The organism is Pseudalkalibacillus sp. JSM 102089 (assembly GCF_041366475.1).
Taxonomy (GTDB): Bacteria; Bacillota; Bacilli; order Bacillales; family Guptibacillaceae; genus Guptibacillus; species Guptibacillus hwajinpoensis_B.
Genome location: NZ_JBEWYW010000004.1, coordinates 208,022 through 219,831, shown reverse-complemented (window position 1 = coordinate 219,831; position 11,810 = coordinate 208,022). Strand labels below are relative to the sequence as shown.

Here is an 11,810-nt window from a genome sequence, read left to right as displayed (position 1 = left end):
TTTTCACGGGCCTTTGAAAGCTTATTTCGTTTCATGCTCGTATGCGTCAATGATTCGTTGAACTAATGGGTGCCGGACCACATCCGTTTGCTGTAAGTAAATAAATGAAACGTCTTTTACTCTCTTAAGGATTTTTTCGGCAGCAGCAAGGCCTGATTCTTTACCTTTCGGAAGGTCAATTTGCGTTATATCTCCAGTGATAACCATTTTAGAACCAAATCCTAATCGTGTTAAGAACATTTTCATTTGCTGAGAGGTTGTATTTTGTGCTTCATCTAAGATAACGTAGCTATCATCAAGCGTCCGACCTCTCATATAGGCAAGTGGAGCAATTTCGATCGTACCACGTTCAATTAATCGCGTCGTTTGTTCTACACCAAGTACATCATGAAGCGCATCGTACAATGGGCGTAAGTATGGGTCCACCTTTTCCTTCAGATCCCCTGGTAAAAACCCAAGACTCTCTCCAGCTTCAACCGCTGGGCGAGTTAGCACAATTTTCTTCACCTGATTATACTTGAGAGCTGTGACCGCCATTACAACGGCAAGATACGTCTTACCAGTTCCAGCTGGACCAATCCCAAATACCAGATCGGTTTTCTTCATAGCCGACACATAATGACGCTGTCCCAGCGTCTTAACTTTAATCGGTTTCCCTTTAGCGTTCGTTGTGATTTCTTCTTGGTAAAGTTCAAGAAGCTGATCTAGCATTCCCTGTTGAACAAGTTGACAAGCATAAACGACATCTCTCCCTGAGATACTTGCTCCGCGTTTTATAAGGGTATGAAGCGTGTGAACAACTTCCTTTACCATGGCGATGGTTTCTTCATTACCTTTTACGGATATGCCTTCTCCACGAGTAACAAGTGAAACTTCAAGTGATTCCTCAATTATCTTTAAATGCTCATCGCCAGGACCAAATAAGCTTTGAGCTTCATTAGAATTTTCTAACTGCAATGTAAGATCAACATAAGATTCTGCCAATAGCCATCAATCTCCTTGAATAATCGGTATGTCTTTCCCGATCTCTTCTATTACTTCATAGTGTATCTTTACGTTTACTTTACCATTCTCTACCTCATGGTGCAAAATCTTTTCCTCTTTAATTTCAGCTTCTTCGGAGGTTTTATTTAGGATGTCCTCCCGACTAACACTACGCGCCGCATTCAGTGCTTCTTTTTCTGTGTATTTTCTTGTCACTTCCTTTGTTGCCAGCACCTCTGTCGTTTGAAAAGCTATCGGGATTTCCCACTTCAAAAAATGAAAATCAGTCTCTCTTTTGAGCTCTTCGTAGTATTCAAAACCTGGTTTAGAGAAGCCCCATATTGGGATGCGTAAGCCAAACAATTCAATCGCGTATTTCGTTTCTGATTCTCCTGTATTTGTTTGAAAAGTAGATTCAAGTGGAATGGAAACATCAGTTACATACCACGTCTTTCCATAAACTTCGCCTCTTGCAGGAACAAGTTCACCCTTATCTTCTTTTCCAATAAAGCCTGAAATAAGCAATTGACCCGGTTTGACATATGTGTTTTCCTCTACCTGCGCCTGACCTTCCTCAACATACATTTTTGTAATGATCGCTTTCTTATTCGCAACGATATGCCTCGGACTTAGCGCAGGTTCTTTTTCAGGAAGCTGTTTTTGCACAACTTCGAAATGATAGGTAGTCCCGCTTTGCTTAACACCAACCCACGTAATTTCTTCTAAACTCTCTGTAATCTCGCGCTGAATCTCTTGATTAGAAGGCAATTGAAAGATAAATTTACCCTTCTTTACTCCTAGCTCGACTGCTGCCTGCTTTAGTTTATGCTCCACTTCAGGTGTAGCACCGTTTACTGTAATAGACCAAACCATGTTCGATAAAATGAATATCAATACTAAACATCCAATTACTCCACTGAGAAAGCCTCTAGAATATATGATCCTTTTAATTACAAATGGAAAACCTTTTCTTTCATGAATTCGAATTCTACACCTTGTCCTCTTTAAGTGCGGCCTAATTCTCTTTACATCAGAAGTATAGAGCGAAAGAATAATAGTATCTTTATCCAGACGAACGATATCCCAAATTGGTATGTTGTACTCAATACAACGATTAATAAAAAGTTCTGAATAAGAACCCACTACTTTAATTCGAACAAATCCTGAAAAAAGTTCTCGTAAGTATTCCTTCATAGCAGCCTCCTGTATAGTCAGCCTGAGGATATCATAAGGCTTCTCATCAGTTATTAGGTCGATCAAGGTAAGAAACATGTTCAATTTTACCCTCAAGAAGTATCTCTTCTGGAAGAATTGTCTTAAGCATAAAATCTTTTCCTTTAATCAACAATTGGCCATTCTTAAGAAGGAGGCGAACTTCTTCATTAGAGAATTTTAAAACACCTTGATGATTCTCTATGTAGATATGCAGCTGTCCTACCATGGTTATTCGTGGTAAATCCATGACTGCATCTGCAGGAAGCTCTAATCTTCGGGTTAACCAGCTTTTTAGACCATGCTTCCACTTTGCCATGGATGCTCCCCCCTCTCCCTTCATCTTTATGAAAAGAATCGCAAAACTATCCCACTTACATTTGATTAAAATCCTGTTCTCATCTCATGCAAACTTAAAATGAATGATCGCGTTCCAACAAAAAAAGACGCCACCCGGCGTCTTTTGAACATTTTATTTCTTCATCTGTTTCATGCTTATCATCGAGGGATGCGGTTTTCTTGAGCGCGGCGGCCCAAGGATTTCCGACCAAATTATACCATCCCTTACATTCTTCTTATTTATCGAAAGATGCTTATCATTCTTATAAGAAGTTTGCTTCACATTCTTTTGAACTTTAATATCGTTCTCTAAATATCGATTCTCCCGCTTCGCCATCCGTCCTAGAGCTTCTTGATAAGCACTGACAGTCTCAGATTGAGGAGTTTCTTCTTCCCCTATCCCATTAGACTCTGAACGGCCTGAGGCGGTATTTCCCTGCTCTCTCCGACTTTGTGACTGCTGGCGATTGTTAGCAGCGGGTTTCGATTTCTGTTTTTCTTCCTCACTGCCCATTCGCTTAAGGAAACTAATAATTCCCCCGATAGCGACCAACACAAAAACAAAATTATTTAGTATCAGTTCAATCAGATTATCCAACAAGATCACCTCCACCACAGGACTTAGCAAACAGTTTAGCGATCATCCTCATCTTCTTCCTGATTCGGTTTCCCGATCATGTCACGCATATCTGTATCTGCTTCAATGTTCTTTAAATTCATATAGTCCATTACTCCAATATTACCAGCTCTTAGGGCTTCAGCCATTGCCATCGGTACCTCAGCCTCTGCTTCAACAACTTTAGCACGCATTTCCTCTACGCGAGCGCGCATTTCTTGCTCTTGGGCAACAGCCATCGCACGACGCTCTTCAGCTTTCGCTTGTGCAATATTTTTATCTGCTTCAGCTTGATCCGTTTGTAGAACCGCACCGATGTTTTTACCGATATCAATGTCTGCAATATCGATCGAGAGAATCTCAAATGCTGTACCTGCATCTAATCCTTTGGAAAGAACCGTATGAGAAATCATGTCTGGGTTCTCAAGTACCTTCTTATGATTTCCAGAAGAACCAATTGTACTAACAATACCTTCGCCTACTCGAGCAATAACAGTATCTTCACCAGCTCCACCTACAAGGCGGTCAATGTTAGCACGCACTGTAATTCTTGCTTTTGCTTTTACTTCAATTCCATCCATCGCAACACCTGCGATAAAAGGAGTTTCAATCACTTTCGGGTTAACACTCATTTGCACAGCTTCTAATACATCTCTACCCGCAAGATCAATCGCCGCGCCTCGTTCAAAGCTCAGTTCTATATTCGCGCGGTGCGCTGCAATTAACGCGTTAACAACACGGTCAACGTTACCACCAGCAAGATAGTGGCTTTCTAATTGATTTGTACTTAACTCAAGTCCCGCTTTTACAGCTTTAATTAACGGATTAATAACGCGCGATGGGATAACTCGACGTAATCTCATCCCCACAAGGTTAAAAATACTAACTCGCACACCAGCTGCTAATGCTGAAATCCACAACATAACAGGTACAAACGTGAAAAGAATCGCTAAACCAATAATAACTAACCCTACTATAACTAATAAACCCAACGTTCCAGTATCCATAATTTTCCTCCCTGATTTAAACTATTTATTTTCTCTTACAATGACTCTAGATCCATTTGTTTTTACAACCTTTACTGCTGTCCCAACTGTTAAGAAACTCCCCTCCGTTACAACGTCCAGACGTTCGTCTCCAAACTCCGCTATGCCCGATGGTCTAAGCGGAGTCACCGCTACACCTTCCATTCCAAGCAATTCTTCTCGAGTAGCATTTGAGACATACCCAAATTCTGACTTCGTTGAATCAGAAAGAACGATTTTTTTGAAGAAGCCACGATAGCCGAATAGCCGAATGAACAGATAAGAACCACCAATTGTAACCGTAACGGCAATAAGGACCGCAATTAAAACGTATTGCATCGATTGTCCTGAAGCAAGAACAACACTTGCTACAACGCCTACCGCCCCAAGAACGCCGAATATTCCAAAGCCAGGAATGAATATCTCGACGATGATCAGCACAACTCCGACAATCAATAGAAGAAGAGATTCCCATCCAGCAAAACCAGCAATCATATGACCAAAGAAGAACAGTAGAAGAGCGCCCGCTCCCATAAATCCTGGTACTCCAAATCCAGGTGAATACAGTTCCAATACAAGTCCCAAACTCCCTATAGATAATAAGATGGGAATAATAATAGGATTTGTAACAAAGCGTGCAATTCTCTCTGCAATACTAACTTCGGCATCACTTACTTCGGCATCCTTAAGATTTAGAACGCTTAGTAGTTCTGTGCGATCTTCTGCAGTCCCTTCGGCATATCCAACTTTCACTGCTTCCTGATCGTTAAGCGTTAAAAGCTCACCTTTAGGTGCATTATAATCCGGAAGATCTACATCAGGATCAGCCATTGCTAGCGCATACTTTGGATCTCGATCATTAAGTTCTGCGGCCGACTTCATAGCCGCATGCCAGAAAGACTCTGCTTTCTTTCCTGCCGTATTGCCAGATTGATCAATAATAGCAGCCGATCCCATAAGCGCTCCTGGTTCCATAATAATCTGATCCGCATTTAAAGCAATATAAGCGCCAGCTGAAAGTGCTCGATTCGTAACATATGCTGTAATCGGAACGTCTGATGCTTTCATAATCTTGGCAATATTATCAGCCGCATTCACTGCTCCTCCAGGCGTGTTAATTTCTAACACAATGTGATCTGCTCCCTGGTCCTCCGCATCCTGGATCGACCGTTTTAGAAATGCTTCCAACCCTCGCTCCACTTCCTGCTCAACAGGTATAAATGTAACGAGATCTCCTTCGCCTTCACCCAAAACTAACTCTCCAAAGAACGGAAGAAAAACCATCATCATGAAGCAAATACACATTAAAAACCTGACTATGTTTTTTCCGATAGTGATCCCTCCCTCCAACTTCCTAAGTATACGAATGAGATCATCATGAAGTTTCAATTTTATGTAGAAGAATATCTTTAGTATGACAAAAGGATTTAGAAAATACTAGTTTGAAATGGCATATGGATCGAAATTCTTTGAAATATGTCATAACTATTATTACTGCTCATTTGTTTCGTTTGTATGAGCGAGCGTTGATAAAAAAACACGCCCTGTTCATACAGGGCGTGTTTGCGCTTGATCATATTTATCCAACACTTAAGACATAACTAAGTTCATCTTCTCTTTAACAGGGAAGTGAACACCCAGTCAAGCCTTAAGGTCTGATTGTTTCAACTAGCCATCTTTAGAATAATATAATCTTCTAAAGTGACAGCATCACTTTATGATAAGTTTTTTTGTACAAGACGATTAACAAGTCCGCCGTCCGCTTTGCCTTTTACTCGAGGCATTAGCGCACCCATTACCATACCCATATCTTTCTTTGAAGACGCGCCAGTTTCAGAAATAACTTTCTGAACAATCTGGTCAACTTCTTCTTCAGAGAGTTGTTTCGGCAGGTAGACAGATAAAATCGACAGCTCTTCATCGAGATTCTGCACAAGATCACTTCGGCCAGCTTTTTCAAATTCAAGGAGGGAGTCTTTACGTTGCTTGACTTCGCGAGTGAGAACGGTAAGTTCTTCCTCTTCAGTTAAATCATGACCCAGTTTAATGGATTCATTCTGAATTGAAGATTTCACCATCCGAATAACAGATAGTTTGTTCTTCTCTTTGTTCTTCATCGCTACTTTCATATCTGCTGTTAAACGGTCATTTAGACTCACTGACCTAACACCCTCTCTTAGAACTTACGCTTTTTCCTTGCTGCCTCAGATTTCTTTTTACGCTTTACACTTGGCTTTTCATAGTGCTTGCGCTTCTTTACTTCAGCCATAGTGCCTTCTTTAGAAACCGTTCTCTTGAAGCGACGCAGAGCATCATCGATCGACTCGTTCTTACGCACGCGAGTTTCCGCCATCTCTATCCCTCCCTCCAAAACATAGACAATCATAACACATGACTTTCTAACAAAGACATGTCACCTGCAATTATAATACATCCCGTCCTGTTTATCAACATTTCTTTCGTATATTTTATTTCTTTTAGTCTTACTAAAGATTTTTTCGTCTTTCACTCATGATTGCTTTAAAACCGCAACTAAGAGAAAATTAACTATTTGAATGAGCGGTGGTTATAATGAAAACTTTTTTCCATAGCAATGAGAAAAAACGAGCATGTAACACGGATCCTGTCCATAAACTTTCATTGGAAAGGGGAAGTGCCTAAATTGAGTCAATATATTGCATCTTTCATCGTCTTCATTAGTATTTTTCTTTTTGGAATGGCTGTGCTCCGCGTTGGACTAAATACCATCTCCAGTTCCAGGCTACAAACATGGCTTTATCGGGCTGCTTCAACGCCTTTACGCGGACTTATTACCGGCGCTGTTATAACAGCCCTGTTACAAAGCAGCTCTGCTGTTATGGTCATTACAATAAGCTTAATTGCGGCTAAGCTGCTTACCTTTAGACAGTCAATTGGAATTATTCTTGGCACGAATATTGGGACTACCATTACAGCTGAATTAATGACTCTTAATCCTGATCAACTTGTCATACCGCTATTACTGAGCGGCTTTATCTTGCTTCAAGTTAGAAAACAGCTGCTTTTCAGCATTGGAACAGTTCTGTTCGGCTTAGGTTGTATTTTCGTTGCTATGCATGGGCTAGAAGCACTTGCTATACCTTTATCGACTTTATCATTTATTAAAGATGTTATCCATAATACGAATTCAAACCTTATGTATGGTATTGGAATTGGGACATTATTAACTGCAGTCATCCAATCAAGTACAGCAACAACGGGAATTACAATGAGCTTTATTAATCAGGACTTACTTACTCTTTCCTCAGCGATCGCCATCCTTTATGGAGCGAATATCGGCACTTGTATCACAGCGGTCATAGCAAGTATCGGAAGCAGTGAAGAAGCTAAACTTGCTGCTTATGCTCACGTTTGGATAAACATTATAGGTGTAGTCATCTTCTATCCGTTAATAGGGATTTTTGGGACGATAGCTTCTACCCTTACTACCTTTCCTGACGTTCAACTTGCTCACGTTTCTATTCTCTTTAACGTCTTGTCTTCTTTACTATTTTTACCTGTAACTGGTTTGTTAGCACTATCAATTGAAAGAATACACTCAAAAAACATTTTAATATAAAGCTCGCGACTTCAGCATAAATTCTCGGGTTTCGTTCAATAGACTGTCACCTTATTATTTACTGAGAAAACCATAATCCCTATCCTTCATAATATCTAAAAAAACCCCATGACTTCTGTTAATAGAAGTCATGGGGTCGTTATATTAATAATCCGTATCCGCTGTTTCACCTTGAACAATTTTAACTCCAGCACTAGCTCCAATACGTGTAGCTCCTGCATCAATCATAGCTTGAGAACCTTCTAGGTCGCGAACTCCTCCAGAAGCTTTCACACCAATGTTCGGCCCAACTGTATTTCTCATTAATTTAATATCTTCAACTGTAGCTCCACCAGTTGAAAAACCAGTTGATGTCTTAACATAGTCAGCCCCAGCTTTTACCGAAAGCTCACACGCGCGTGTTTTTTCTTCATCAGTTAGAAGACAAGTCTCAATAATTACCTTAACAAGCGCCTTACCTTTCGCCGCTTCAACAACAGCTTTGATATCTTGCTCTACAAGGTCGTTATTTCCGTCTTTAAGTGCACCAATGTTAATAACCATATCTACTTCAGTAGCACCCTTTTGAATCGCATCATTTGTTTCGAAGGCTTTTGTTTCTGTTGTAACGGCTCCTAGAGGGAAACCAATTACTGTACAAACTTTAGCTTCAGCACCTTGCAACATTTCCGCAGCGAGGGAAACCCAAGTAGGATTAACGCAAACTGAAGCAAAATTAAATTCTCTTGCTTCTTCACAAAGCTTTTCGATCTGCGCTCTGCTAGTATCTGGTTTTAGTGCTGTGTGATCAATCATTTTTGCTAGTTCTTTATTCATGATAGTCATCCTTCCGATTCTGTTTTAGTTAGGCTAATTTAAGGGTTCAGCCCATTAGCTTAAAATGAAGCAACTGCAGCAGTTGGCTCGTCCTCGTTCATAACGCGAACAAATTGACCTTCATTATAAGGATATCCTGGTTTAGTGATTTTCACTTTAACAATTTTTCCAATCATTTCTTCAGATGCTTCGAAAATTACTTTCATATAGTTCGCTGAATAACCAACGAATAAGTTTGATTCCGGGTCATCCTTGTACTTCTCTTCTGGAATTACCTCAAGTACTTCACCTTCATAATGGGACGCGTACTCTTTCGCAAGTTGATTCGAAAGCTCAATTAAATGATGAACGCGCTTGTTCTTAACTTCATCATCAACCTGGTCTTCCATCCGAGCTGCAGGCGTCCCTGTTCTCTTTGAAAATGGGAAAACGTGAAGTTCCGAGAATTTATGCTTTGCAATAAAGTCATATGTCTCTTTAAATTCCTCATCTGTTTCACCAGGAAAGCCGACAATAACGTCAGACGTAATGGCTAATCCCGGAAGTGCTTTTTTCAAACGCTCTAAGCGCTCACCAAACATTTCCATCGTATACTTTCTTCTCATCCGCTGTAATACTGTATTGGATCCAGATTGAAGCGGTATATGAAGATGTGGAACAACTTTTTCAGATTGATTCAATACTTCGATCACTTCATCAGTTACCTGACTGGCTTCAATAGAAGAAATCCGAATTCGCTTAAGACCTTTCACTTTAGCATCAAGGTCACGAAGAAGCTGAGCAAAGTTGTAATCTTTCAAATCCTCTCCATACCCTGCTGTATGGATACCCGTTAGAACGATTTCTTTATAACCGGCATTAACAAGCTGTTGAGCTTGTGAAATGACCGCTTCCGGTTCACGAGATCTGAGAAGCCCTCTTGCCCAAGGAATAATACAGAAAGTACAGAAATTGTTACAACCTTCTTGAATTTTAAGAGAAGCTCGCGTGCGGTCTGTAAAAGCTGGAACTTCAAGCTCTTCATATACACGCGCTTTCATAATATTGCCTACGCCATTTACAGGCTCTCGTTCGCGCTTATACTGTTCAATATAATCAAGCATTTTAACGCGATCCTGTGTTCCTACAACAACATCCACTCCAGGAATAGCCATAATTTCTGCAGGTGACGTTTGAGCATAACAACCTGTTACACAAATGACGGCATCAGGATTTTTACGAATCGCACGACGAATAACCTGCCTGCTTTTTTTATCCCCAGTATTCGTTACTGTGCACGTATTAATAACATAAACATCAGATGCATGATCGAACTCAACGCGTTCATAATCATGATCTTTAAACAACTGCCATATCGCTTCAGTTTCGTAATGGTTTACTTTACAGCCTAATGTATGGAAAGCAACTGAAGGCATATAATCACCTCGTTAGTTCAAAATGATAAGAAACTGCTGCCAGCACGTACATGGCAGCCGTTTCTGTTCGCAAAATCCTTGGACCAAGTCCACATGAAGCAAAACCAGCTTGAATTAAACTCGCTACTTCATTATCTGAAAGTCCGCCCTCTGGTCCAAATACGACCATTATTCGGTCATTCACATTTGCCTCGTGAAGCGTCTGAACAAGCATAGCAGTTTCTCCTGCTCTCGCTTCCTCTTCATAAGCAATTAATTTATAATCATAAGACTCACTTGCTTTAATAAGTGATGAAATGGAACAAGGCATTTCAATCGATGGAATGGTTGTTCGATGGGATTGTTCAGCCGCTTCTTTCGCAATTTTTTTTAGTCTCTGCAACTTTTTAGCGCTTTTTTGCTCATCCCATTTTACAATAGAACGCTCAGCTTTAAAAGGGATAAACTGATCTGCACCTAGTTCTGTGCCCTTTTGTATAACAGTTTCTAATTTATCTCCTTTAGGCAGTCCTTGAACAATTGTAACATGAACAGGGAGTTTTTTTTGTTCCTCCAACCATTCTAATGGAACAGCTTTGATTAAGTCCGAATTAATTTCTTCTAATTCGCATAGGGCTGATTTACCGTCTTCAGTGCAACATATGATGTTGTCGCCCACTGTCATTCTCATCACTTTCGAAATGTGCTTCACATCTTCCCCTTCAATAGCAACGTAATCGTCTTGAACTTGAGAGGCAGAAATAAAATATCGTTGCATCGTTCTACCTCCTTACTCGTGGGGTTTTCTGGCAATAAACGCAACCCAATCTTCCATTTGGAGCGTTTCTTCGATGATAAGACCCTGTTCAATAATCGACTGTTTTACTTCCTGCTTTTTCGCAGAGATAATACCCGAGGTGATAAATGCACCACCTGGTTTAAGGACGCGAGCCACATCGTCTGTAAAGCGAATAATAATTTCTGAAAGTAAATTAGCGACAATGACATCGTAGGTTTCATCAATACCCTCAAGAAGATTATTTTGACTGACATTAATTTTGTGATGAACTTTATTTAATTTAGTATTTAACGCAGCACTTTTAACAGCTATTTCATCAAGGTCAAGAGCATCAACTGATTCAGCGCCAAGACTAGCAGCCGCGATACTTAAAACACCTGACCCCGTACCAACGTCAATCACACGCTGACCCGGCTCAATAATCTTTTCAAGCGCTTGAACACACAATACCGTTGTCGGATGTGTTCCTGTACCGAAAGCCATACCAGGATCAAGCTCAATAATAATTTCATCTGTTGTGACAGGCTTGTAATCTTCCCATGTGGGTGTAATCGTAATTCGTTCAGATATTTTGACAGGTTTATAATATTTTTTCCACGCTGTAGCCCATTCTTCCTCATTCACTTCACTGATTTGAACAGTGTTATGCCCTAAATCAATATCGTAGACAAGTAGCCCATTAATCGCTTCTTTAATTTGTTCAACCGTTTCACCAAGAAAACTATTGACAGGCAAGTAAGCTTTCAAGATAACGCCTTCTTCAGGATAATCATCTGGATTGAGCTGATAAACCTCTCCGAAAGTAGTATCCCATACTTTCACAAGATCCATTGGGTCTTCAATGACTACCCCACTGGCACCTGCTTCATGTAGAATGTTTGATACTGCTTCAATTGCTTCGTTTGTCGTATGAATGCTTATCTCAGACCATTTCATTCATTGCCCACTCCTCTTTTGGATCCTTTTTTTCGGAAAGGAAACAGGCAGGCCACTTGAAATAGTAGCCTGCAATCTGTTACCAGCTTTC

The 11,810-nt window shown here is 40.4% G+C and carries 13 protein-coding genes; 1 reads left to right on the top strand and 12 read right to left on the bottom strand.

The window, feature by feature from the left end:
- Window positions 1-21: 21 nt before the first annotated feature.
- The 8 genes from ABVF21_RS11745 to rpsU form a co-directional block, all read right to left on the bottom strand.
- Entirely contained in the window at window positions 22-984 is a 963-nt protein-coding gene (locus tag ABVF21_RS11745; protein WP_194219513.1) for a PhoH family protein, read from the bottom strand.
- A gap of 6 nt (window positions 985-990) precedes the next feature.
- A complete protein-coding gene (gene yqfD / locus ABVF21_RS11740) occupies window positions 991-2,178 on the bottom strand; it encodes a sporulation protein YqfD (protein ID WP_371018236.1) in 1,188 nt (395 codons plus the stop codon).
- 46 nt (window positions 2,179-2,224) lie between these two features.
- Window positions 2,225-2,515, bottom strand: coding sequence for a sporulation protein YqfC (yqfC, locus tag ABVF21_RS11735; RefSeq protein ID WP_194219511.1), 291 nt, complete (start codon window positions 2,513-2,515; stop codon window positions 2,225-2,227).
- Between the two features lie 153 nt (window positions 2,516-2,668).
- Window positions 2,669-3,133 (bottom strand): hypothetical protein, encoded by a 465-nt coding sequence (locus tag ABVF21_RS11730; RefSeq protein WP_371018235.1) that lies wholly within the window; start codon window positions 3,131-3,133, stop codon window positions 2,669-2,671.
- A 35-nt stretch (window positions 3,134-3,168) separates the two neighbouring features.
- Window positions 3,169-4,158: a flotillin-like protein FloA gene (gene floA / locus ABVF21_RS11725; protein ID WP_194219509.1), complete on the bottom strand. Its 990-nt coding sequence runs from the start codon at window positions 4,156-4,158 to the stop codon at window positions 3,169-3,171.
- A gap of 21 nt (window positions 4,159-4,179) precedes the next feature.
- Window positions 4,180-5,481 carry an NfeD family protein gene (locus tag ABVF21_RS11720; protein ID WP_371018234.1) on the bottom strand — a complete coding sequence of 434 codons (1,302 nt, stop codon included), beginning with the start codon at window positions 5,479-5,481 and terminating at the stop codon, window positions 4,180-4,182.
- Between the two features lie 410 nt (window positions 5,482-5,891).
- A complete protein-coding gene (locus tag ABVF21_RS11715; protein ID WP_194219507.1) occupies window positions 5,892-6,335 on the bottom strand; it encodes a GatB/YqeY domain-containing protein in 444 nt (147 codons plus the stop codon).
- Window positions 6,336-6,352: 17 nt separating this feature from the next.
- A complete protein-coding gene (gene rpsU / locus ABVF21_RS11710; RefSeq protein ID WP_048312787.1) occupies window positions 6,353-6,529 on the bottom strand; it encodes a 30S ribosomal protein S21 in 177 nt (58 codons plus the stop codon).
- A 309-nt stretch (window positions 6,530-6,838) separates the two neighbouring features.
- Between rpsU and ABVF21_RS11705 the strand changes: the two genes are divergently transcribed.
- Entirely contained in the window at window positions 6,839-7,774 is a 936-nt protein-coding gene (locus ABVF21_RS11705; RefSeq protein WP_371018233.1) for a Na/Pi symporter, read from the top strand.
- Between the two features lie 144 nt (window positions 7,775-7,918).
- Here ABVF21_RS11705 and deoC read toward each other — a convergent pair whose 3' ends face one another.
- From deoC to prmA, 4 genes are read right to left on the bottom strand one after another with little or no spacing between them, the layout of a single operon-like run.
- Window positions 7,919-8,590, bottom strand: a complete 672-nt coding sequence (gene deoC, locus ABVF21_RS11700; protein ID WP_283153959.1) for a deoxyribose-phosphate aldolase — start codon at window positions 8,588-8,590, stop codon at window positions 7,919-7,921.
- A gap of 59 nt (window positions 8,591-8,649) precedes the next feature.
- Complete coding sequence (gene mtaB / locus ABVF21_RS11695; RefSeq protein ID WP_303530548.1) at window positions 8,650-10,005, bottom strand: tRNA (N(6)-L-threonylcarbamoyladenosine(37)-C(2))-methylthiotransferase MtaB; 1,356 nt, start codon at window positions 10,003-10,005, stop codon at window positions 8,650-8,652.
- Between the two features lie 4 nt (window positions 10,006-10,009).
- Window positions 10,010-10,762: a 16S rRNA (uracil(1498)-N(3))-methyltransferase gene (locus ABVF21_RS11690; protein ID WP_303530547.1), complete on the bottom strand. Its 753-nt coding sequence runs from the start codon at window positions 10,760-10,762 to the stop codon at window positions 10,010-10,012.
- 12 nt (window positions 10,763-10,774) lie between these two features.
- Window positions 10,775-11,719, bottom strand: a complete 945-nt coding sequence (prmA, locus tag ABVF21_RS11685) for a 50S ribosomal protein L11 methyltransferase (protein WP_194219502.1) — start codon at window positions 11,717-11,719, stop codon at window positions 10,775-10,777.
- Between the last annotated feature and the right edge of the window lie 91 nt (window positions 11,720-11,810).